The organism is Streptomyces sp. NBC_00212, assembly GCF_045206365.1.
In the GTDB taxonomy this organism is placed as follows: domain Bacteria; phylum Actinomycetota; class Actinomycetes; order Streptomycetales; family Streptomycetaceae; genus Streptomyces.
In genome coordinates this window covers 3,166,824-3,188,770 of record NZ_CP108115.1, presented here as the reverse complement: position 1 = coordinate 3,188,770, position 21,947 = coordinate 3,166,824, and the positions used below count along the sequence as shown (strand labels likewise).

Here is a 21,947-nt window from a genome sequence, read left to right as displayed (position 1 = left end):
CGTACTGGACAGACCAACGGCTCACTCGACCCACGGGGTGGGCTCCGCCACCCAGCCCGCGGTGAGGACCAGGCGTGAGGTGCGGTGCACCGCCAGGAAGCCGAAGGGGCGGTCGAAGTCCGCCTCGATCCGCCTCACGAGGTAGGGCGGGGGAAGCGGGGCGCTGCCCGCGTACATCGCGACGGCGGTCACCGTGCCGGCGCGGAAGCCGAGTTCACCGAAGGTCGCCCTGGCCGCCTGCCGCGCCGAGCCGATGGCCAGCGGGTCCGCGCTGATGCCGTCGAAGTGGCCGGCCGTCAGGTCGCTTGCCGCTTCCAGGCCGAACAGCCGCGCCGATGCCAGCAGGTCGTGCTCGGCGAAGAGGTCGAACGGCACGGTGGTGACGGAGAGTTGGGGATCCCGGGTACGGCTGCGCACGTTCTGCACGGTCAGGCCCGGGCCCACCGCGCCCTGCACCAGGCGGTCGCCGGGCACGACCGGGCAGCGCCCCGCGAGGACGTCGACGCCGCCCGCCAGCACCTGACCCGCCGTCAACTCCGGTTCTCCGAGCAGGAGATGGACGTCGACGCCGGTGTCGCCGAGCACCTTGAGCACGGTCAGCGGGCCGTCCGCGGTCTCCGCCACCGCCACCCGGTCCAGAAGCGAGGTGCTGCGGGACAGGCCGGCCAGTGCGCGACCGGCCCAGGGTCCGGACTCGGGCGCCAGGGGGAACGTCCGGAAGGGCTGGAGCCACTGCGTCCGTACCGCCTGGGCCGCCGCGAGGATCAGCTCGGTGTCCTGGTCCACCGCGACCGGCATGGCCTCGATCAGGCCGCCCGTGTGCTCCGCGGCCCAGGCGTCCAGGGCCTTGCGGTCCGTCACGGGATCCGAGGTGAGCACCCCGTGCGTGCCCGGCGGCAGTTCGGCCGACCACGCGGGGCGCAGCGGCAGCGTCCGCCTGGTCCACAGCCCGGTCGCCGCGTGCACCCCGCCGATCGCGCCGACGTGGGCCAGGAACTCGCGGGCGCAGTCGGCCGCGTCCTCGGGCCGCAGGCCCACGGCGTCCGCCAGCTCGCCGCGCGCCGGGCCGTGCGCACCCGCCGCGAGGAGGGCGAGCAGCGGCCAGACGCCGGCCGCGGAGAAAACGGTGCCGGCCGTGCCCGCGTGGGTGCTTCCCCACCGTGCCGTCAGCGCGTTGGCCGCTTCGATCGCGACAGCCCTGGATGCCATCCCGCTCCTCATTCCCCCGTACGCGCCCGCGTACGATGCGCATTCGCGCAACAGTTCGCCCCAGCCTTATGAGGAGCACCGTACCCGTGGAGATACCGCCGCCGCCCGCACCCGGGCAGCCCCAGCAGCCGCAACCGGGGCAGGGGTACGGCTGGCCGGCGCCGCCTCGGGCGCCGGGGGGACATTCGGGTCCGTACCCGGGTCCGGCCCCGGTCCCGTACCCGGGGCAGCCGATGAACGGCGGGCCCTGGTATCCGTATCCGCAGGCGCCGCAGCAGCCGCCCGTGAGCGGTCTGGCCGTCGGCTCCCTCATCACCGGCATCCTGTGCTGCATACCTCCGCTCGGTCTGATCCTGGGCGCCGTCGCGCTCGGGCAGATCAAGAAGAAGGGGCAGCGCGGCAAGGGCATGGCCGTCACCGGGATCGTGTTCTCGACGATCGGCACGCTCCTGCTGATCGTCTCCATCGCGACGGGCGGAATCTCCGGCGGCTGGCAGAACTTCAAGGACGGCTGGAACAGCTCCACCTCCACGCGCAACACCCTGGACCTGCGCAAGGGCGACTGCTTCGACGTGCCCGGCGGCAAGCTGGAGCGCGAGGTCGTCTCCGTGCGGATCGTGCCGTGCAAGGGCAAGCACGACGCCGAGGTCTCCGGCTCGTTCGTGCTGGCCGACAGCGGCGCCTATCCGGGCGCGGACGCCATCTCGACCCAGGCCGACGCGCGGTGCTGGGACGTGGAGCAGGCGTACGCCATGGACAGCTGGAAGCTCCCGGCGGGCGCGGGGCCGTACTACTACACCCCGAGCCCGAAGAGCTGGGGGCTCGGCGACCACACCGTCACCTGCGCGTTCGCTTCGGAGGGCGGCAAGCTCGAAGGGTCGGTGCGCAATGACGCGGCCACCCTCGACGCCGACCAGCTCGCGTTCCTGAAGGCCGCCAACGACGTGGAGCGCACCCTGGCCAAGGCCCCCGACGAGGACCGGGTCGAGGACGACCTGCCCGGGTTCAAGAAGTGGGCGGGGGAGATGACCGGCTCACTGGGCCTGGACGCCGAGGACTTGAGCGCGCACACCTGGGCGGCGGGGAAGCTCGCGTCCGTGCAGGCGTACATCAACGGCATGAAGGCCGCGCAGGACGAGTGGGTGCGAGCGGCGGGTGCCTCCGACGCGAACGCGTTCTACCTGCACTCCGGGGCGGCGGACAAGGCGATGAAGCAGGCCGACGAGATCGCGGCGCGCGGCGCCCTCGGCCTCGCGACGACCCCGCCGTCGACCGACGACGGCCACTCCGGCGGCGGCAGCGGCACCGGTTCCGGAACCGGTGGTTCCAAAAGCGTCTGAGACGGTCTCGGGGAGGGCAGAACGTACCCGCTGTACCGCGGGTACGCCCTGGGCAGAGGCGCTTCATCACTTCGAGTGAATGTCTGGCCTTTGCTTGCGGTCGCCAACCCACGGTTGCCACGCTGTTGCAGTCTGTCAACCTGATGGGAGTGGCCCGTGACATTCGGTGAGCAGCCCGCCTATCTGCGCGTAGCCGGCGATCTGAGGCAGAAGATCGTGGACGGTTCGCTGCCGCCGCACACCCGGCTCCCCTCGCAGGCCAGGATCCGCGAGGAGTACGGGGTCTCGGACACCGTGGCGCTCGAAGCCCGCAAGGTCCTGATGGCCGAGGGCCTGGTCGAGGGCCGCTCCGGGTCGGGGACGTACGTGCGCGAGCGCCCGGTGCCGCGCCGGGTCGCCCGCTCCGGCTACCGGCCCACGAAGGGCGCCAGCCCCTTCCGCCAGGAACAGGCCGAGGAGGCGGCGCGCGGGACGTGGGAGTCCCGCAGCGAACAGGAGGAGGCGACCGCGGAGATCGCCAAGCGGCTCGGCATCCGCCCCGGCGACCGCGTCATGCGCACGCGGTACGTGTTCCGTGACACGGGCGAGCAGATGATGCTGTCCACGTCGTGGGAGCCCCTTTCCGTCACCGGCCGCACGCCGGTGATGCTGCCCGAGGAGGGGCCGCTCGGCGGCTGCGGGGTGGTCGAGCGGATGGGCGCGATCGACGTCGTGGTGGACAACGTGGTCGAGGAGGTCGGCGCCCGCCCGGGGCTCGCGGAGGAGCTCCTGGCGCTCGGCGGGGTCCCCGGCCATGTCGTCCTCGTCATCGAGCGGACGTACTACGCCTCGGGGCTCGCGGTCGAGACGGCCGACGTCGTCGTCCCGGCCGACCGCTACCGGATCGCGTACCACCTGCCCGTGAAATAGCGGCCCCGGTTACGGGGAGAAGGGGGCGCACCCAACAGGTGCGCCCCCTTCGGCGTGTGCCGCCGATGACCGAATTCGTATCTCTTTGTGAAAACCCGTATCCGCTGAGTAAAGGTCAGGCGTAGGCTCGGGCATATGCGGATTGCGGTTTCCTGGGGATGCTTACTGACCTGCACGCCGACGCCGGGAGAGGTGCGATGAACGACAGTGGGGCTGTGCTCGCCTGGCAGGTGATCCGCCAGGACGACAACGGCAACCAGTACCGCGTCGGCAAGTACGCCACGCGCGCCGAGGCCGAGCAGATAGCGGACCGCCTCGACGTCCGGGGGCACAAGCAGCTCTACTGGGTCGAGCGGATCGGCGCCCCCGCCCAGCAGTAACCCCCGCCAGGCAGGATGCGGGACGGCCGGAGGGTGCGCGTTACGCTCCGGCGCATGAACGAGACCGTGGTGGTGGCCGGAGCTGTGTACGACCGTGGGCGCCTGCTCGCCGCCCGCCGCAGCGCCCCGCCCGAGCTGGCCGGCCGCTGGGAACTGCCCGGCGGCAAGGTGGAACAGGGCGAGAGCCCGCAGCAGGCCCTCGTGCGCGAACTCCGCGAGGAACTCGGCATCGAGACCGAGCCGCTGGAACGCATCGCGGGGGAGTGGCCCCTCAAGCCCGGCCTGGTCCTGCACGCCTGGACCGCGCGACTCCTCGACGGCGAGCCCCGCCCGCTCCAGGACCACGACGAACTCCGGTGGCTGGCCCCCGAAGAGGCCGACGCCGTCGACTGGCTGCCCCAGGACCGCCCGGCGGTGGCGGAAGCGATGCGCATCCTGGGGGCCTTGAGCCGTTCGGGGCCAGGCGCTGCGCCCTGAAGGGGCGCGGGACGGTGACATTGTGCGGCTCCGCCGCGCGGGCGCGACCAGCCCCCACTCGCTCGCAGCCGAATGCCAACCCTTCTCACTCATCCCGCGGAGCGCGACGCCGCCATACGCCCCACTTGGGGATAGGTCGTACCAAATATCGGGTATGTGCCTATTAATCGTTTCTAAACCCCCCGAACCATCGGATGCGGGTGATCGGCGTGATCGACACCTCGGGCGAGTGCGCCGAGTGGACCTTCCCTGCTGAACCAGGAGCCGTACGGACCGCGAGGCATGCCGTCCGGGACGCTCTGAGCGGCTGGGCCCTCGACCACGGGACCGTGGACGTGGCGGTGCTCCTGGTCAGCGAGCTGGTGACCAACTCCCTGCGGTACGCCGAAGGGCCCATCGGGGTCCGGCTCGACCGGCTCGACATCACCACCCTGCTGGTGGAGGTGTCCGATCCGCTTCCGGATCCGCCGGTCGAACGCACAGCCGGAATCGACGACGAAGGGGGCCGGGGCATGCAGCTCGTGGCCTGTTCCGCCCGGCGCTGGGGAACCCGCCACGGCAGAACAGGCAAGACCGTGTGGTTCGAGCTGGCTCTGCATGGTTAGAAGGAGGGAGGGACGGACGATCACAAGCCCCGGTTGAGAACCGGCCGACAACGGCTGGAAAAGAACGAGACCGGGATGTGATCGTGAACGCCGTGTCGGCTGGGGCCGTAGTGCTGAATACTGCGGTCAAGGCCGGTCCGGTGCGGTGAGCTGGAGGGGACGGTCGCGTGAGCGAGATACCTGAGACGGCTGGCGATGTCGTGTGGCAGAGCAGCCCGCCTGGCTCGATCTATGACTACATCCGCGTCGCCTCGTTCTCGATCGGGCCCGACGGGCTGATCGAGCAGTGGAGCCTGCGGGCCGAGGAGCAGTTCGGCCTGCCCGCGGCCACCGTGATCGGCCGCGACCCCGTCGAGGCGTTCATGCCCCCCGAGCTGCGCCCGCGCGGCCACCGCCGGGTCGCCGAGATCCTGGACGGCAAGGAATGGACCGGCGTCGTCCCCTTCCGCATGCCGTCGCCCGACGGGGGCGAGCGCGCCCAGGGCCTCGCCGAGCTCTACGTCATGCCGAGCCGCACGGCCGCCGACGAACGGGCCGCCCTCTGTATCGTCGTCGACGTACGCGCCCTGCGCGGCATCGAGACCGACCTGGCCGCCTCGCAGGCCATATTTGGTCAATCTCCCTATGGCTTCCTGCTGTTCGGTACGGATCTCACCGTGCTGCGCGCCAACCGGCGCTTCGCCACCGTCTTCGGCGGGGCTCCCGAGGAACACCGCGGCCACACCGTCCACGACTACCTCTCCCGCCCCGAGGCCGACCGGATGTCCGCCGCGCTGCAACGGGTCCTGGACACCGGGGAGTCCGTCACCGACCTGCAGATAATGGGCTCGGCGCCCGGCGGCGCGGACCGCAGGCACTGGTCCATCAACCTGTACCGGGTGCACAGCGGCACCGGGCGCCCGATCGGCGTCGCGGGCCTCGGCATAGACGTGACCCGCCGTCACAACGCGGCCCGCGAGGCCGCCGACGCCCGCCGCAACCTCGCCCTCCTGAACGAGGCGGGCGCCCGCATGGGCAACTCCCTCGACCTGGAGACCACCGCCCGCGAACTCCTCGACATCACCGTCCCCGGCTTCTGTGACCTCGCCTCCGTCGACCTCTACCAGGCGCTGCTCGCCGGCGACGACCCCGCCTCGGGGTCCTCCGACGGGCGCGGCGAACTGCGCCGGGTCGCCTTCGCGAGCGCCGTCTCCGACGGCCCGCTGGCCGGCGGTGAAGGCGCCGGGGGAGGTGAGGGCGGCGAACGGGAGGTGGGCGTGGGCGACGTGCACCGCTACCGGTTCCACTCGCCGTACGCGAGCGCGCTGCGCACCGCCCGCGCGCACACCGTGCGGGGCGCCGACGGGGGCCTCGTGCACACCATCCTCGCCGTCCCGATGGTCGCCCACGACACCGTCGTCGGCCTGGTGCAGTTCGCCCGCGCCAAGGGCAGCGAACCGTTCGGCGAGCGCGACCGGGCGCTCGCCACCGAGCTCGCCTCGCGCGCCGCCGTCTGCATCGACAACGCCCGCCTCTACCGAAGGGAGCACGAGCGCGCGCTGATCCTCCAGCGCTCCCTGCTCCCACCCGGCGACCCCGAGGCCGCCGGGCTCGACATCGCCTGCCGCTACCTGCCGGGCAGCGCCGAGTCCGAGGTCGGCGGCGACTGGTTCGACGTCATCGAGCTGCCCGGCCACCGCACCGCGCTCGTCATCGGCGACGTGATGGGCCGTGGCCTGCGCGCCGCCGTCGCCATGGGTGAACTGCGCACCGCGGTGCGGACGTTGGCGCTGCTCGACCTCGAACCGGCCGAGGTCCTCTCCCACCTCGACGAGATCGCCCGCGGGCTCGGCGCGCCCGGCGGCAGCCAGCAGGCCTCCCGCGTCGCCCACAAGTCCCGCGACGCCGACCTCTCCGAGGTGTACCTCGCGACCTGTGTGTACGCGGTCTACGACCCGGTCACCCGGCGCTGTACGTTCGCCAACGCCGGGCACCTGCCGCCCGTCCTGGTCGAACCCGGCGACGACCCGGGCGAGCCCGCCATGCTCCTGGACGTGCCGCCCGGGCTGCCGCTCGGCGTCGGCGGCGAGCCCTTCGAGGAGGTCGAGGTCGACCTGCCCGAGGGCGCGCTGCTCGCCCTCTACACCGACGGCCTCGTCGAGTCCCGGGACCATCCGCTCGACGAGGGCCTCAACGACTTCCGCAAGACCCTCACCGACCCGGACCGCCCCCTTGAGGACGTCTGCGACCAGGTCCTCGGCTCCCTCGACACCCGGCACGGCGAGGACGACATCGCGCTGCTCCTCGCCCGCATCCAGGGCCTGCCCGCGGACGCGGTCGGCGACTGGCGGCTCCCGCGCGAACCCCGCTCGGTGGGCCGCGCCCGCGAGCTCGCCCGCACCCAGCTGCTCGCCTGGGACCTCGACGACCTCGTCGACACCACCGAGCTCCTGGTCAGCGAGCTGGTCACCAACGCGCTGCGCTACGGCGACGGCGAGATCCGGCTCCGCCTGCTGCGCGACCGCACGCTCGTGTGCGAGGTGTGGGACGCGGGCCTGGTCCAGCCCCGGCGCCGCCGCGCCCGCGACACGGACGAGGGCGGCCGCGGCCTCCAGCTGGTGGGCCTCCTGAGCGCGGCCTGGGGCGCCCGCCGCACCCCGCGCGGCAAGACGGTCTGGTTCGAACTCGCCCTGCCGGACGGGGAGTCGGCCCCGGTGGAGCTGACGGAGGAACAAATCCTGAGCATGTTCTGACCGCGCCCCTAGGGCGCCGGCGGTGTCCTGGGCGGTGGCCGACCCTGGCCGGGGGTGGTGCGGGTGTGGGTCCGGCGCCTTCTCTTGAGGTACGCGTACGCGGCCGACACGCCCGCCACGACGATCACAACGACGGGCAGCACCAGATCGCTGGCCGAACTCCCGGAGTCGTGCGTGCTGTTGGCGAGGGCGGGGGTGGCGGGGATCAGACTCCAGCACAGAGCGGCGAGCGTGCCCAGGGCGGCACGCCGCCGAGCTCTTCCGGCGGGCGGCGTCACGCTCCGAGCGTATGGCTGAAACAGAACCCTGGCGACCGGAAAGCTCCTCTGCGCCTTTCCGGCGTCTGGAGGGGCCGAGGTGCGGGGGCGGAGCCCCTGAGCAGGGGGCCAGCTAATCTGGGGCGCAGGGCATCCGAGGGGGAGAAGCAGGCGTGGGCGGGATACGTAGCTGGTGGACCGGCCGCGGAGGGCGCTGGACGCGACGCACCCTGCTCGCGGCCGTGCTGGTCGTCGTCGTCACCGTCGCCGGCGCCGGAGTGGCGCTCCGCGCCCAGTACGCCGGCGCCCCCGGCCAGGACACCCGCACCCGCGGCCGGGACGCGTACTGGCTCGGCCACGCCTGGGTCGACGGCCGCAAGAACGACAAGGACCTCGACGCCTTCGCGGCCAAGCTGCGCGGCAGCGGCATAAAGGACCTCTTCGTGCACACCGGCCCGCTCGACCACGACGGAACCCTGCCCGCCACCCGCTACCCCAAGGCCCGCTGGCTGGTGGAGGGCGTGCACCGCAGGCTGCCCGACGTGCGCGTACAGGCCTGGCTGGGTGACCAGTTGGCCAGCGAGGGCCCCGTCGGGCTGCGCCTGAACAACCCCGTGACCCGCACGGCGGTCGTCACCACCGCCCGCCAGGTCCTGGACGGCGCACACTTCGACGGCGTCCACTTCGACCTGGAGCCGCTGCCCTCGGGCGACAAGGACTACCTCGCCCTGCTCGACTCGCTGCACGCGCTCACCAAGCCCCGCGGCGCCCTGCTCTCGGTGGCCGCGCACCAGATAGACCCGCTGCCCGCACTGCACTCCGCGGCCGAAGGCCTCACCGGCCACGGCAAGTGGTGGGCGCAGGCCTACTTCGGACAGGTGGCCCGCCGCGTCGACCAGATCGCCGTGATGTCGTACGACACGGCGATGCCCGTGCAGAGCCTGTACGGCGGCTACGTCGCCCGGCAGACCGCCCTTGCCCTCCAGGTCACCCCGAAGCAGACCGACTTGCTGATGGGGCTTCCGTTCTACGACGACGAGAGCATGTCCCACCACGGCTCCGCCGAGACGGTGGAGGCGGCCGTGCGCGGCGCCCGCCTGGGCCTGGCCCGCACCGACCGCCACCGCCAGCACTTCGGCGTCGCCCTGTACGTCGACTTCGCCGAGCGTGATGAGGACTGGGCCGCCTATCGCAAGGGCTGGAGCCCTCCACAGAACTGACGCACCGTCAGGAATCGCGGCGCCGGATCCGGCTCCCCAGCCACACCAGCGGGTCGTACTTGCGGTCCGCCGCCCGCTCCTTCAGCGGGATCAGCGCATTGTCGGTGATCTTGATGTGCTCCGGGCAGACCTCCGTACAGCACTTGGTGATGTTGCAATAGCCGAGCCCGTGCTCGTCCTGGGCGGTCGTCTTGCGGTCCAGGCCCGCCTCGGACGCCGCGTCCAGCGGGTGCATGTCGAGCTCGGCGACGCGCATCAGGAAGCGCGGGCCCGCGAAGGCCCCCTTGTTCTCCTCGTGGTCGCGCACCACATGGCAGGTGTCCTGGCACAGGAAGCACTCGATGCACTTGCGGAACTCCTGTGAGCGCTCCACGTCGATCTGCTGCATCCGGTACTCGCCCGGCGCCACCCCCTTGGGCGGCACGAACGCCGGCACCTCCCGCGCCTTGGCGTAGTTGAAGGACACGTCGGTGACCAGGTCGCGCACAACCGGGAACGCCCGCAGGGGAGTCACCGTGATGACGTCCCCGGGGTCGAAAACCGACATCCGCGTCATGCACATCAGCCGCGGCCGCCCGTTGATCTCCGCGCTGCACGAACCGCACTTGCCCGCCTTGCAGTTCCAGCGGACCGCGAGGTCGGGGGCCTGGGTGGCCTGGAGGCGGTGGATGATGTCGAGGACCACCTCGCCGTCGTTCACCTCGACCGTGAAGTCGGTGAGCTCACCGCCGCCGGTGTCGCCCCGCCAGACCCGGAAGCTCGCATCGTACGTACTCAACTCTTGAGCTCCTCTTCGGCGAGGTACTTGACCAGCTCCTCCTTCTCGAAGAGGGAGAGCAGATCGGCACGGATGGGGTCGGTCTCCTCGCGCACCAGCCTGATCTGGCCGCGCTCGGAGTCGGGCGGCGCCAGGCCCTCGGTGGGGTCGGCGAGGTGGCACAGCAGGTTCACCCGGCGCCAGGCGCGGTCCATGCCGGGCCAGTCCTCGCGGGTGTGCCCGCCGCGGCTCTCGGTGCGCTCCAGGGCCGCCCGCGCCACGCACTCGCTGACCAGCAGCATGTTGCGCAGGTCGAGCGAGAGGTGCCAGCCCGGGTTGAACTGGCGGTGCCCCTCGACCCCGGCGCGCCGCGCCCGCATGCGCAGCTCGGCGAGCTTGCGCAGCGCCTGGTGCATCTCGCCCTCCCGGCGGATGATGCCGACCAGGTCGTTCATGGCCTGCTGGAGCTCCTGGTGCAGGGTGTACGGGTTCTCGACGGGCGAGCCGTCCTCGGGGGCCTCCGCGCTGAACGGGCGCAGGGCCTCCGCGGCCGCCGTGTCGACCTGGATCTCGTCCACGGCGGGGCGCGCGGCGAGCGAGGCCGCGTACTCGGCGGCGTGCAGCCCGGCCCGCCGGCCGAAGACCAGCAGGTCGGAGAGCGAGTTGCCGCCGAGCCGGTTGGAGCCGTGCATGCCGCCCGCGACCTCACCGGCCGCGAACAGGCCGGGCACGCCGCGGGCCGCCGCGGTGTCGGACTCGACCGCGATGCCGCCCATCACGTAGTGACAGGTGGGCCCGACCTCCATCGCCTCGGCCGTGATGTCCACGTCCGCCAGCTCCTTGAACTGGTGGTACATGGACGGCAGCCGGCGCCGGATCACCTCGGCGGGCATCCGCGTGGACACGTCAAGGAAGACGCCGCCGTGCGGGGTGCCGCGGCCCGCCTTGACCTCGGCGTTGATGGCCCGGGCGACCTCGTCGCGGGGGAGCAGCTCGGGCGGGCGGCGGTTGTGGTCCGGGTCCTCGTACCAGCGGTCGCCCTCCTCCTCGGACTCCGCGTACTTCTCCTTGAAGACGTCCGGCACGTAGTCGAACATGAAGCGCTTGCCGTCGGAGTTCCTGAGCACCCCGCCGTCGCCCCGCACCGACTCGGTGACCAGGATCCCCTTGACCGACGGCGGCCAGACCATGCCCGTGGGGTGGAACTGCACGAACTCCATGTTCAGGAGCGGCGCCCCGGCGAGCAGCGCGAGCGCGTGCCCGTCGCCGGTGTACTCCCACGAGTTGGACGTCACCTTGAAGGACTTGCCGATGCCGCCGGTCGCGAGCACGACCGCTGGGGCCTCCAGGACGAAGAAGCGGCCGCTCTCGCGCTCGTAGCAGAAGGCGCCCGAGACCCGGTCCTCCTCCTTCAACACCCTGGTGACCGTGCACTCCTGAAAGACCTTCAGGCGCGCCTCGTAGTCCCCGAACTCCTTCTTGTCCTCCTGCTGAAGACTGACGATCTTCTGCTGGAGGGTGCGGATGAGTTCGAGGCCCGTACGGTCGCCGACGTGGGCGAGGCGCGGGTACTCGTGGCCGCCGAAGTTGCGCTGCGAGATCCGGCCGTCGGCGGTGCGGTCGAACAGGGCGCCCCAGGTCTCCAACTCCCATACCCGCTCGGGGGCTTCGCGCGCGTGCAGCTCCGCCATCCGCCACTGGTTGAGGAACTTGCCGCCGCGCATGGTGTCGCGGAAGTGCACCTGCCAGTTGTCGCCGGAGTTGACGTTGCCCATGGAGGCCGCGATGCCGCCCTCGGCCATGACGGTGTGCGCCTTGCCGAAGAGGGACTTGCAGATCACCGCGGTACGGGCGCCCCGCTCCCGCGCCTCGATGGCGGCCCGCAGGCCCGCCCCGCCCGCGCCCACCACGACGACGTCCCACTGCTGCCGTTCGAGTTGTGTCATGTCTAGAAGAACCTCGGATCGTCGAACGCCCCGGTGGCGAGCAGATACACATAGAAGTCGGCGAGCGCGACGCTGATCAGTGACGCCCAGGCGAGCAGCATGTGACGCTCATTCAGCTTTCCGACCCAGCCCCAGAGCCGGTAGCGCACCGGATGTTTGGAGAAGTGCCGCAGCCGGCCGCCGATGATGTGCCGGCAGGAGTGGCAGGACAGGGTGTACGTCCAGATCAGCGCGATGTTGACCAGGAACACCAGGCTGCCGAGCCCCATGTGGCCCCACCGGTAGTGCTCGTCGCGGAACGAGAGCGCCGTGTCGTACGTCAGGACGCCGGCGACCAGGACCGCGAAGTAGAAGAAGTACCGGTGGACGTTCTGCAGGATGAGCGGGAAGCGGGTCTCGCCGGAGTACTTCTTGTGCGGCTCGGCCACCGCGCAGGCGGGCGGCGAGGCCCAGAAGCCCCGGTAGTACGCCTTGCGGTAGTAGTAGCAGGTCAGCCGGAAGCCGAGCGGGAAGATCAGGATGAGCAGCGCGGGGGACAGGCCCCACCAGCTGCCGAAGACGTCCGCGTTCGGGCCGTGCCGCATGGGTGCGCAGTTGTCGGCGAGGCACGGGGAGTAGAACGGCGAGACGTAGGGCGCGTGGTAGTAGTCCGCGTTCGCGAACGCCCGCCAGGTCGAGTAGGCGATGAAGGCGAGCAGTCCCGCGGCGGTCACGGCCGGCGCCAGCCACCAGCGGTCGGTGCGCAGATGGCGGGGCGCGATGGCGGCGCGCGAGGCGTCGTGGACGCCGGTGCCGGTCCCCGCCGGGGGAGAGGGTTCCGTGCCTGTGGCCAAGAGTGGCTCCAGTGGAGGTCAGGGGGCGCGTCGGCCGCGGGACCGGGTGCTCCCGAGCCCTTCGTCGTCCGCATCGGTCCAGAGCGAGGTGTCGTACGGGGTGTCGGGAATGGTGACCAGGTCGGGCCGGGCCGCCGTGGCGCCGGGGGCCGTCTCGCGGAGCAGTGCGAGGCTCTCGCGCAGATGGTCGGCGTCGGTCTTCACCCGCCTGATCTCCAGGCCGTGCCCGACCTGTTTCTCCAGTCGTCCGACGCTCTTCACGAGGTCGTCCAGGCAGCGTTGAGCCGCCGTCAACTCGTCCTGCAGGGACATGACTTGCCTGCCTTTCGCCGGAGCGGGTGGCAATGTTCATGCGCCTGAGAGTGTCGCGCCTCACATGCGCGGTTGTGAAGGTGCGTGCACGACGTTGTGGGGTTGCGGAATCCGGGCGCGCCCCCTATGAGGTGTCGCGAGCGGAGCGGCTGTGTTCGCGGGTGCGTTCGGCCGCACGGGTGGGGTTCGGGGCCCGCTGCGCCGTGTCGCCGCCCGGGCGGCGGAACCGTCCTCTTCAGTGGCTGGGATAGGTGTGATCATCGCGAAATGGCATCAAGTCCCACAAATCTGACGAAGAGGTACAAGCCATGTCCCACGTCGGTGACCCGAACGGGAGGGCGCCCCGGATCGTCACGGCGATCCGGACCGCGGCCTCCGTCCGGTCGCGCTCCGTCGCGCTCCTGACCACCGGGGTGCTCGTGCTCCCCGTGCTGCTGACCGGCTGCGGCTCCGCCGACAGCGGGACCACGGCCGGAGCCGCGCCCCAGGACATCGGGGTCGCGGAGCGGCCGCAAGTCGCCGACGGGGGCACCCTGAAGTGGGCCGTCGACGCGATGCCCGAGACGCTCAACACCTTCCAGGCCGATGCCGACACCGCGACCCAGCGGGTCGCCCAGGCCGTGCTGCCCGCGCTGTTCACGCTGGACGAGCGGGGCCGGCCGCAGCGCAACGCCGACTACCTGGAGTCCGCCGAGGTCGTCAATCGCGAGCCCAAGCAGGTCGTGCTCTACAAGCTGAACCAGAAGGCGGTGTGGAGCGACGGCCGCGAGATCGGCGCCCCCGACTTCGTCGCCCAGTGGCGCGCGCTCAGCGGCAAGGACTCGGCGTACTGGACCGCCCGCAACGCCGGGTACGAGCGCATCGAGAAGATCGAGAAGGGCGCCAACGACCTGGAGGTCAAGGTCACCTTCGCGAAGCCGTACGCCGACTGGCGCTCCTTGTTCAGCCCGCTCTACCCGAAGGACGTCACGGGCACCCCCGACGCCTTCAACGACGGCGCCCGTACGAAGCTGAAGGCGACCGCGGGGGCCTTCCGGCTCAAGGAGGCCGACCGCGCCAAGGGCGTCGTCACCCTGGAGCGCAACCCGCGCTGGTGGGGCCACCCGACCAAGCTCGACACCCTGGTGCTGCAGGCCGTGCCGCGCGACAAGCGGGCCGCGGCGCTCGCCGCGGGCACCGTCGACATGGCCGAGATCGACCGGTCGGACGCCGACCGCATCACGCTCGCCGAACGCGACAAGGGCCAGGCCGTCACCCACGGCCCGGCCGCCGCGATCACGCCCGCCTCCGCGCTGCGCTCCTGGGCCATCGCCCACAGCGGAGAGGACGACAAGGCCGAGGCGGAGCAGGAGGCCCGCAAGGAGAGCCGGGCCGCCATCGAGAAGTACGCCGGGGAGCAGGCCGGGCTGCGCGGCTTCGACATCCGCAAGACCCTGGAGCCCGCGTACACCCAGCTCGCCCTCAACGGCGCCTCCGGGCCGCTGGCCGACGAGCGGGTCCGGCGCGCGGTGGCCCGCGCGCTGAACCGCCGGGAGATCGCCGAAGAGGTCCTCAAGCCGCTCGGCCTGCCCGCCCAGCCCCCCGGCAGCCACCTCGCGCTGGTCGGCCAGGACGCGTACACCGACAGCAGCGACGCGCTCGGCAGCCAGGACACGAAGGAGGCGCGGGCGCTGCTCGCCGACGCCGGGTGGACGGCCGAAGGCGCCCGGATGAAGCCGAAGCAGGTGCCGGCCAAGGCGGGCAGCGAGGCCGACGGCGAGGACTCCGACGACGGCAAGCGCCTGGCGACCGGGACCCGCCCCACCACCGGCAACCACCCCAACGACGAGGGCACCTACATCGTCGGCGACGACAAGCCCGGCAGCGCCGGACCCGGTGCGTACGGGCTGATCCCGGCCCGCGCCGCCGCCGTCCAGCAGGCCGCGCTGCTCAAGCAGGCCCGCATCTTCGACACCGAGCCCGCCGAGCAGGGCAAGCAGGCCGCCGACAAGAACACCAAGACCGAGGCCCGGCCCAAGGGCGGCGCCCCCGGTGCGTACGCCCCGAAGGGGACCGCGGCCCCGGCGCCGCAGGGCGGCCCGCTCGGCAAGGACGGCAAGCCGCTCACCCTGCGCTTCGTGCTGCCCTCGGGCCCCGGCTCGCAGGCGCTGCGCAGCGTCGGCGACAAGATCGCGGCCGAGCTGAAGGCCGTCGGCATCAACACCGAGATCGTCAAGGTCGCCGACGACAGCTACTTCAAGGACCACATCGCGTCCGGCGACTTCGACCTGGCCCTGTACTCGTGGCCCGGCACCGCCTATCCGGCCACCGACGACCGGCCGATCTTCGCCAAGCCGGAGCCCGCCTCCGACGGCTCGCTGCTCGTCGAACAGAACTACAGCCGGGTCGGCACCGACCACATCGACCAGCTCTTCGAGCAGGCGGCCGGCGAGCTCGACGAGGACGAGGCCCGCGACCTCGTCCAGAAGGCCGACGCCAGGATCTGGGCGGCGGCCGGCTCGATTCCCCTCTACCAGCGTCCGCAGTTGGTCGCCGTGAAGCCGAACGTGGCCAACGCCGGCGCCTTCGGCTTCGGCGCCCCGCACTTCCAGGACATCGGGTTCAAGAAGCCGGAAACGGCGCACAACGCATCGAAGAACAGTAAGAAGTAGAAGGGAAAACCAGCAGGTCAGAGCCGGAGGGGTCAAGCGGCCCCAAGCTCAGAACCTGCTCAAGTCACTTGCCCGCCGGCCCCGCCGGCGGGCAAGGTCGTGTACGCCCCTGACCCAGGCTCAATCACGACGAAAGCTCCCTGCTCAAGATCGGCAGAATCGGCCCGGGAGGCCGTCGGCGCGGCGGCCCCGTACCATGGGAGGCAGCCGTGGCCTGTCTGCCCGGCGGGCGGACGAGGACTCGACCGCGTCAGACGCCTGATCCCACGATCGAGAGAAGCGCTAGCCAGCATGCCCACGCGCCACGACATTCGTAACGTCGCCATCGTCGCCCACGTCGACCACGGCAAGACCACTCTGGTCGACGCCATGCTCAAGCAGGCCGGTGCCTTCGCCGCGCACGCCGCCGAGTCGCTCGACGACCGCATGATGGACAGCAACGACCTGGAGCGTGAGAAGGGCATCACGATCCTGGCCAAGAACACGGCCGTCAAGTACCACCCCAAGGATGGCGGCGACGTCATCACCATCAACATCATCGACACCCCGGGCCACGCCGACTTCGGTGGCGAGGTCGAGCGCGGTCTGTCGATGGTGGACGCGGTGGTCCTGCTCGTGGACGCGTCCGAGGGCCCGCTGCCGCAGACCCGCTTCGTGCTGCGCAAGGCCCTCCAGCAGCGCCTGCCCGTCATCCTCTGCATCAACAAGACGGACCGCCCGGACTCCCGGATCGACGAGGTCGTCAATGAGACGTACGACCTGTTCCTGGACCTGGACGCGGACGAGGACCAGATCGAGTTCCCGATCGTCTACGCCTGCGCCCGTGACGGTGTCGCGTCGCTGACCAAGCCGGAGAACGGCACGGTCCCGGCGGACAGCGACAACCTGGAGCCGTTCTTCTCGACGATCCTGTCCCACGTCCCGGCCCCCGAGTACGACGAGGCCGCCCCGCTGCAGGCGCACGTCACCAACCTCGACGCCGACAACTTCCTCGGCCGCATCGCGCTGCTCCGCGTCGAGCAGGGCGAGCTGCGCAAGGGCCAGACCGTCGCGTGGATCAAGCGGGACGGCACGATCTCCAACGTCCGCATCACCGAGCTGATGATGACCGAGGCGCTCACCCGCAAGCCGGCCGAGGTGGCAGGCCCCGGTGACATCTGCGCGGTCGCGGGCATCCCCGACATCATGATCGGCGAGACCCTGGCCGACCCGGAGAACCCGATCGCGCTGCCGCTGATCACGGTCGACCAGCCGGCCATCTCCATGACCATCGGCACCAACACCTCGCCGCTGGTCGGCCGTGGTGGTTCCGGCAAGGGCGCGGACGCCAAGTCGACCGTCAAGGACCGCAAGGTGACGGCCCGTCAGGTCAAGGACCGCCTCGACCGCGAGCTCATCGGCAACGTCTCGCTGCGCGTCCTCGACACCGAGCGCCCCGACGCCTGGGAGGTCCAGGGCCGTGGTGAGCTCGCGCTCGCGATCCTCGTCGAGCAGATGCGCCGCGAGGGCTTCGAGCTGACCATCGGCAAGCCGCAGGTGGTCACCAAGCAGGTCGACGGCAAGACGCACGAGCCGGTCGAGCGCCTCACGGTGGACGTCCCCGAGGAGCACATGGGCGCGGTCACGCAGCTCATGGGCGTCCGCAAGGGCCGCATGGACAACATGTCCAACCACGGCTCCGGCTGGGTCCGCATGGAGTTCGTCGTCCCGTCCCGCGGCCTCATCGGCTTCCGTACGGAGTTCCTGACGAACACCCGCGGCACCGGCATCGCCCACTCGATCCACGAGGGCCACGAGCCGTGGTTCGGCACGCTGACGACCCGTAACAACGGCTCCCTTGTCGCAGACCGCGCCGGTTCGGTCACCCCCTTCGCCATGATCAACCTGCAGGAGCGCGGTGTGCTGTTCACCGAGCCCGGCACCGAGGTCTACGAGGGCATGATCGTCGGTGAGAACTCGCGCGCCGACGACATGGACGTGAACATCACCAAGGAGAAGAAGCTCACCAACATGCGTGCCGCTTCCGCCGACAACACCGAGAACGTGGTGCCGGCGCGCAAGCTCTCCCTGGAGCAGTCCCTGGAGTTCTGCCGCGACGACGAGTGCGTCGAGGTGACCCCGGAGGCCGTGCGCATCCGCAAGGTCGTCCTGGACGCCAAGGAGCGCGGCCGCACCGCCTCCCGCGCCAAGCGCAACTGACGTACCCCGTACGTCCGGAAGGCCCGGTTCCGCGCAGGTCGCGGAGCCGGGCCTTCGGCGTTGCCGGCCGGGTTTGGACGGCCGCGTACACACGCGCGGGCGATCAAGTTCAAAGGACTGTCAAAGAGCCTCGTGAACGGCGGGCGCGGCCCTCTACGGTCAAGTTGTTTTAACGGGCACGCTGTTCGGATATCGACCGTCGCTCTCCGGAAGATGTATTAACGGTCCGTTTCGGGGGTGTCTGTCTGTGCTCATTTTGTCCGGATTTCGGGCTGTTGACCGGTACCGATGTTGTCAAAACGAGACCCTTTAAGTGTGGTTTACAGCCCGGCCGTACTTAATAGTTGGCTCCATTGAGCTCGGGTCAATGGGTCACGCACTGTGGGGAGTGCCGACTCACGAGCACACTCGGGGTACTTGACGTCACAGCGCTGTCAGGGGTGTCAGCGCGCGTAGAAGTACCTCTCTTGTAGTGACAAGTGGACTCATGAGGAGGAAACCCATGCGTGGTGCTACGAGCGCCAAGTGGGTCGCGGGAGCGGCAATCATCGCCCTGGGCGTCACCGCTTGCGGTGGCGGCGGCAGCAAGGGCTCCGGATCGGCCGCGGTGGACGCCAATGGCGTCTACAGCTACCAGAGCAGCGAGCCGCAGCACCCGTTGCAGCCGGCCAATGCGATGGAGGTCGGCGGCGGCCGTATCGTCAAGAACCTGTTCCGCGGGCTGACGGACTACGACCCGGCGACGGGCAAGCTGCGGAACCAGATGGCCGAGAAGATCGAGACCACTGACTCCCAGCACTACAAGATCACCATCAAGACCGGCTGGACCTTCCACGACGGCACCCCGGTGACCGCCTCGTCCTTCGTGGACTCGTGGAACTGGTCGGCCAACACCAAGAACAACCAGGTCAACTCCAACTGGTTCTCGGACATCGCCGGTTACAAGGACGTCCACCCGGACAAGGGTGACCCGACGACCGACAAGATGTCGGGCCTGAAGGCGATCGACGACAAGACGATCCAGATCGACCTGGTCGCGCCGGTCTCGTACTTCCCGTACAAGCTCGGCTACACCGCCTTCTCGCCGCTGCCGAAGGTCTTCTTCACCGACCCGAAGAAGTACGGCGAGGCCCCTGTCGGCAACGGCCCCTACCAGTTCGTCAGCTGGGAGCACAACAAGGCCGTCACGCTGAAGACGTACGCCAACTACAAGGGCGAGGACAAGCCGAAGAACGGCGGCATCGTCTTCAAGAACTACACCCAGGCCGAGGCTGCCTACAAGGAGCTCACCTCGGACACCCTGGACGTGCTCGACCAGGTCGACCCGACCGACCTCCCGAAGTACAAGGCGGACCTCGGCAACCGTGCCGTCGACCAGCCGATGGGTGGCATCACCTCCATCGCCTTCGCCATGTACGACGCGGGCTGGAAGGCTCCGGAGAAGGCCAAGGTCCGCCAGGGTCTGTCGATGGCGATCGACCGCGACACCATCACCAAGACGGTGCTGCAGGGTTCGCGTCAGCCCGCCGACAGCTGGGTCGCCCCGGGTGTCGCCGGCTACAAGCAGGGCGCCTGTGGCGAGGCCTGCACGTACAACCCGGCCAAGGCCAAGCAGCTGATCGCCGAGGGCCATGGCGTTCCGAACAACAAGGTCACCATCCTCTACAACGCCGACGGCGGTCACAAGGAGTGGGTGGACGCGGTCTGCAACTCCATCCGCCAGGCCACCGGCGTCGAGTGCACCGGCGACCCGAAGCCCGACTTCAAGACCGCCCGTGACCTGATCGACGGTCACAAGGTCACCAGCATCATGCGGTCGGCGTGGCAGCAGGACTACCCGCTGAACGCCAACTTCCTGCGCGACATCTACGGCACCGGCGCCTCGGCGAACGACTCGGTCTACTCCAGCCCGGAGTTCGACAAGTTCTCGAAGGACGCCGACAAGGCGACCAACGTCGACCAGACCGTGGCGCTGTACCAGCAGGCCGAGGGCGTGCTCGCCAAGGACATGCCGTCCATCCCGCTCTGGTACTACAAGACCAACGCGGGCTGGTCGAACAACGTCCAGAACGTCAAGTACGACTCCTTCGGCGACCCGGTGTTCACGCAGGTCGAGGTCAAGAAGAAGTAACCAGGTCGGCATCCGGCCCACCCCCAAGCTCCGCAATCGCGGAGCAGGCACAGTGAAGACGCGGCCGGACGCTCCCCCTACTCTTTGGGGGAGCTGTCCGGCCGCCGTCGCGCCGACCCATCTATGGAGGCACCATGGGGCGTTATGTCGCGAGGCGACTGCTCCAGATGATCCCGGTATTCCTCGGGACGACCCTGCTCATCTTCCTGATGGTGTACGCCCTGCCGGGCGACCCCGTCAGAGCCATGTGGGGCGACAAGGCGGCGGACCCCGCCCAGCTCGCCGCCATCAAGCACCAACTGGGCCTGGACCAGCCGCTGTGGAAGCAGTACTGGGACTACATCTCCAACCTGGCCCACTTCGACTTCGGCATGACCATGTCGGGCCGCAAGGTCACCGACGTGATGGGCGAGGCCCTGCCGGTGACCGTCCGGCTCGCGCTCATGGCCTTCACCATCGAGCTCGTGCTCGGCGTCCTGCTCGGCGTCCTGTCGGGTCTGCGCCGCAACAAGCTGATGGACAAACTCGTCCTGGTCATCACCCTCCTGGTGATCTCCGTGCCGATCTTCGTCCTCGCCTACGTCTTCCAGGCGATCTTCGCCGACGGTCTCGGCTGGGTGACCCCGACGGTCCAGGACTCCATGAACCTGGGCGAGTTGATGCTGCCGGCCATCGTGCTCGGCTCGCTTTCGCTCGCGTACGTGGCGCGGCTCTCGCGCACCTCGATCGTCGAGAACCTGGGCGCGGACTACATCCGCACCGCCGTCGCCAAGGGTCTGCCCAAGCGCCGCATCATCACCCGCCACCTGCTGCGCAACTCGCTGATCCCGGTGGTGACCTTCCTCGGAACCGACCTCGGCGCCCTGATGGGCGGCGCGATCGTCACCGAGGGAATCTTCAACGTGCAGGGTGTCGGAAACGCGCTCTACCGCGCCATCAACGGCAAGGAAGGTGCGACGGTGGTCGGTTTCGTGACCGTCCTGGTCGTCGTCTACCTCCTCTCCAGCCTGATCGTCGACCTGCTCTACGCGGTCCTGGACCCGAGGATCCGGTATGCCTGACACCATCGAGAAGACCTCCGCCCCCGGATCGTCGGCCGTAAACGCCCCGGTGGACCAGGTCGACAAGCCGCGCAGCCTCTGGTCGGACGCGTGGGGCGATCTGCGCCGCCGCCCGGTCTTCATCCTCTCGGCACTGCTCATCGTGCTGCTGATCGCGATCTCCATCGCGCCGAGCCTGTTCACCTCGGTGGACCCGCGCGCCGGTGACCTGCGCAACCACTACCTGACCACCCCCAACTGGGGTCACCTGTTCCAGCCCGACTGGTTCGGCTACGACGGTCAGGGCCGCAGCATCTACGCCCGTACGCTCTACGGCGCCCGGGCCTCGATCACCGTCGGCATCTGCGTGACCGCCGCGGTCACCATCGTCGGTGGCATCACCGGCATGGTCGCCGGCTACTTCGGCGGCTGGGTCGACACGCTGGTGTCCCGCATCACCGACATCTTCTTCGGCATCCCGCTGCTGCTCGGTTCGCTGGTGATCCTCAACGCGTTCGCCAACCGCACCGTGTGGACCGTGGTGTTCGCCCTCGCGGTGCTCGGCTGGACGCAGATGACCCGTGTCATGCGCGGCGCCGTCATCACCGCCAAGGCCGCCGACTACGTCACCGCGGCCCGGGCGCTCGGCGCCGGCACGTTCCGGATCATGCTCCGGCACATCCTGCCGAACGCGGTCGCCCCGGTGATCGTGGTCGCCACGATCGCGCTCGGCGGCTACATCGGTGCCGAGGCGACGCTGAGCTACCTCGGCATCGGTCTGCAAGACCCGACGATCAGCTGGGGCATCGACATCTCGTCGGCCCAGCGCGTGATCCGCACGGCCCCGCACGCACTGTTCTTCCCCGCGGGCATGCTGAGCCTCACCGTTCTCGCGTTCATCATGCTCGGCGACGCGGTGCGCGACGCCCTCGACCCCAAGCTGCGCTGA

Annotated in this window: 18 protein-coding genes; 12 read left to right on the top strand and 6 right to left on the bottom strand. The window is 70.2% G+C overall.

Features of this window, described 5'->3' with window-relative positions; all coding sequences use genetic code 11:
- Positions 1-21: 21 nt before the first annotated feature.
- A complete protein-coding gene (locus OHA17_RS14335) occupies positions 22-1,209 on the bottom strand; it encodes a serpin family protein (RefSeq protein ID WP_406506980.1) in 1,188 nt (395 codons plus the stop codon).
- A gap of 233 nt (positions 1,210-1,442) precedes the next feature.
- Between OHA17_RS14335 and OHA17_RS14330 the strand changes: the two genes are divergently transcribed.
- The 6 genes from OHA17_RS14330 to OHA17_RS14305 all read left to right on the top strand — a co-directional run bounded on the left by OHA17_RS14330 (position 1,443) and on the right by OHA17_RS14305 (position 7,652).
- Positions 1,443-2,549, top strand: a complete 1,107-nt coding sequence (locus OHA17_RS14330) for a DUF4190 domain-containing protein (protein ID WP_406506979.1) — start codon at positions 1,443-1,445, stop codon at positions 2,547-2,549.
- A gap of 156 nt (positions 2,550-2,705) precedes the next feature.
- On the top strand, positions 2,706-3,458 hold the full coding sequence (locus tag OHA17_RS14325) for a GntR family transcriptional regulator (RefSeq protein ID WP_398876379.1): 753 nt from the start codon (positions 2,706-2,708) through the stop codon (positions 3,456-3,458).
- A gap of 197 nt (positions 3,459-3,655) precedes the next feature.
- The gene (locus tag OHA17_RS14320; protein WP_398876378.1) at positions 3,656-3,838 is read left to right on the top strand and encodes an SPOR domain-containing protein; all 183 of its coding nucleotides are present in this window, start codon (positions 3,656-3,658) and stop codon (positions 3,836-3,838) included.
- 54 nt (positions 3,839-3,892) lie between these two features.
- A complete protein-coding gene (locus tag OHA17_RS14315) occupies positions 3,893-4,315 on the top strand; it encodes a (deoxy)nucleoside triphosphate pyrophosphohydrolase (RefSeq protein WP_398876377.1) in 423 nt (140 codons plus the stop codon).
- Positions 4,316-4,515: 200 nt separating this feature from the next.
- Positions 4,516-4,920: an ATP-binding protein gene (locus tag OHA17_RS14310; RefSeq protein WP_053730044.1), complete on the top strand. Its 405-nt coding sequence runs from the start codon at positions 4,516-4,518 to the stop codon at positions 4,918-4,920.
- A gap of 167 nt (positions 4,921-5,087) precedes the next feature.
- Positions 5,088-7,652, top strand: a complete 2,565-nt coding sequence (locus OHA17_RS14305; RefSeq protein ID WP_406506978.1) for a SpoIIE family protein phosphatase — start codon at positions 5,088-5,090, stop codon at positions 7,650-7,652.
- 8 nt (positions 7,653-7,660) lie between these two features.
- On the opposite strand, the gene OHA17_RS14300 is transcribed toward OHA17_RS14305, so the two are convergent.
- A complete protein-coding gene (locus OHA17_RS14300; protein WP_406506977.1) occupies positions 7,661-7,930 on the bottom strand; it encodes a hypothetical protein in 270 nt (89 codons plus the stop codon).
- Between the two features lie 161 nt (positions 7,931-8,091).
- Between OHA17_RS14300 and OHA17_RS14295 the strand changes: the two genes are divergently transcribed.
- Positions 8,092-9,129, top strand: coding sequence for a hypothetical protein (locus OHA17_RS14295; protein WP_406510712.1), 1,038 nt, complete (start codon positions 8,092-8,094; stop codon positions 9,127-9,129).
- 7 nt (positions 9,130-9,136) lie between these two features.
- On the opposite strand, the gene OHA17_RS14290 is transcribed toward OHA17_RS14295, so the two are convergent.
- From OHA17_RS14290 to OHA17_RS14275, 4 genes are read right to left on the bottom strand one after another with little or no spacing between them, the layout of a single operon-like run.
- Positions 9,137-9,907 (bottom strand): succinate dehydrogenase/fumarate reductase iron-sulfur subunit, encoded by a 771-nt coding sequence (locus OHA17_RS14290; RefSeq protein WP_053729991.1) that lies wholly within the window; start codon positions 9,905-9,907, stop codon positions 9,137-9,139.
- Complete coding sequence (locus OHA17_RS14285; RefSeq protein ID WP_406506976.1) at positions 9,904-11,832, bottom strand: fumarate reductase/succinate dehydrogenase flavoprotein subunit; 1,929 nt, start codon at positions 11,830-11,832, stop codon at positions 9,904-9,906. Before OHA17_RS14285 ends, OHA17_RS14290 begins: the two co-directional genes overlap by 4 nt.
- 2 nt (positions 11,833-11,834) lie before the next feature.
- Positions 11,835-12,665 carry a hypothetical protein gene (locus tag OHA17_RS14280; RefSeq protein WP_398876366.1) on the bottom strand — a complete coding sequence of 277 codons (831 nt, stop codon included), beginning with the start codon at positions 12,663-12,665 and terminating at the stop codon, positions 11,835-11,837.
- Positions 12,666-12,683: 18 nt separating this feature from the next.
- Positions 12,684-12,977: a hypothetical protein gene (locus tag OHA17_RS14275; protein WP_406506975.1), complete on the bottom strand. Its 294-nt coding sequence runs from the start codon at positions 12,975-12,977 to the stop codon at positions 12,684-12,686.
- A 308-nt stretch (positions 12,978-13,285) separates the two neighbouring features.
- Between OHA17_RS14275 and OHA17_RS14270 the strand changes: the two genes are divergently transcribed.
- The 5 genes from OHA17_RS14270 to OHA17_RS14250 all read left to right on the top strand — a co-directional run bounded on the left by OHA17_RS14270 (position 13,286) and on the right by OHA17_RS14250 (position 21,947).
- Complete coding sequence (locus OHA17_RS14270) at positions 13,286-15,628, top strand: ABC transporter family substrate-binding protein (protein ID WP_406506974.1); 2,343 nt, start codon at positions 13,286-13,288, stop codon at positions 15,626-15,628.
- Between the two features lie 291 nt (positions 15,629-15,919).
- Positions 15,920-17,827 (top strand): translational GTPase TypA, encoded by a 1,908-nt coding sequence (typA, locus tag OHA17_RS14265; RefSeq protein WP_406506973.1) that lies wholly within the window; start codon positions 15,920-15,922, stop codon positions 17,825-17,827.
- A 502-nt stretch (positions 17,828-18,329) separates the two neighbouring features.
- Positions 18,330-19,958, top strand: a complete 1,629-nt coding sequence (locus tag OHA17_RS14260; RefSeq protein WP_406506972.1) for an ABC transporter substrate-binding protein — start codon at positions 18,330-18,332, stop codon at positions 19,956-19,958.
- Positions 19,959-20,092: 134 nt separating this feature from the next.
- Positions 20,093-21,019: an ABC transporter permease gene (locus OHA17_RS14255; RefSeq protein WP_406506971.1), complete on the top strand. Its 927-nt coding sequence runs from the start codon at positions 20,093-20,095 to the stop codon at positions 21,017-21,019.
- Complete coding sequence (locus OHA17_RS14250; RefSeq protein ID WP_406506970.1) at positions 21,012-21,947, top strand: ABC transporter permease; 936 nt, start codon at positions 21,012-21,014, stop codon at positions 21,945-21,947. The genes OHA17_RS14255 and OHA17_RS14250 overlap by 8 nt, the downstream gene beginning before the upstream one ends.

Excerpts from the sequence above, each read along its gene's own strand:
- OHA17_RS14255 (WP_406506971.1), top strand. The coding sequence starts at position 20,093 with ATGGGGCGTTATGTCGCGAGGCGACTGCTCCAGATGATCCCGGTATTC.
- OHA17_RS14250 (WP_406506970.1), top strand. The coding sequence starts at position 21,012 with ATGCCTGACACCATCGAGAAGACCTCCGCCCCCGGATCGTCGGCCGTA.
- OHA17_RS14275 (WP_406506975.1), bottom strand. The coding sequence starts at position 12,977 with ATGTCCCTGCAGGACGAGTTGACGGCGGCTCAACGCTGCCTGGACGAC.
- typA (WP_406506973.1), top strand. The coding sequence starts at position 15,920 with ATGCCCACGCGCCACGACATTCGTAACGTCGCCATCGTCGCCCACGTC.
- OHA17_RS14285 (WP_406506976.1), bottom strand. The coding sequence starts at position 11,832 with ATGACACAACTCGAACGGCAGCAGTGGGACGTCGTCGTGGTGGGCGCG.
- OHA17_RS14335 (WP_406506980.1), bottom strand. The coding sequence starts at position 1,209 with ATGGCATCCAGGGCTGTCGCGATCGAAGCGGCCAACGCGCTGACGGCA.
- OHA17_RS14330 (WP_406506979.1), top strand. The coding sequence starts at position 1,443 with ATGAACGGCGGGCCCTGGTATCCGTATCCGCAGGCGCCGCAGCAGCCG.
- OHA17_RS14260 (WP_406506972.1), top strand. The coding sequence starts at position 18,330 with ATGCGTGGTGCTACGAGCGCCAAGTGGGTCGCGGGAGCGGCAATCATC.
- OHA17_RS14270 (WP_406506974.1), top strand. The coding sequence starts at position 13,286 with ATGTCCCACGTCGGTGACCCGAACGGGAGGGCGCCCCGGATCGTCACG.
- OHA17_RS14320 (WP_398876378.1), top strand. The coding sequence starts at position 3,656 with ATGAACGACAGTGGGGCTGTGCTCGCCTGGCAGGTGATCCGCCAGGAC.
- OHA17_RS14315 (WP_398876377.1), top strand. The coding sequence starts at position 3,893 with ATGAACGAGACCGTGGTGGTGGCCGGAGCTGTGTACGACCGTGGGCGC.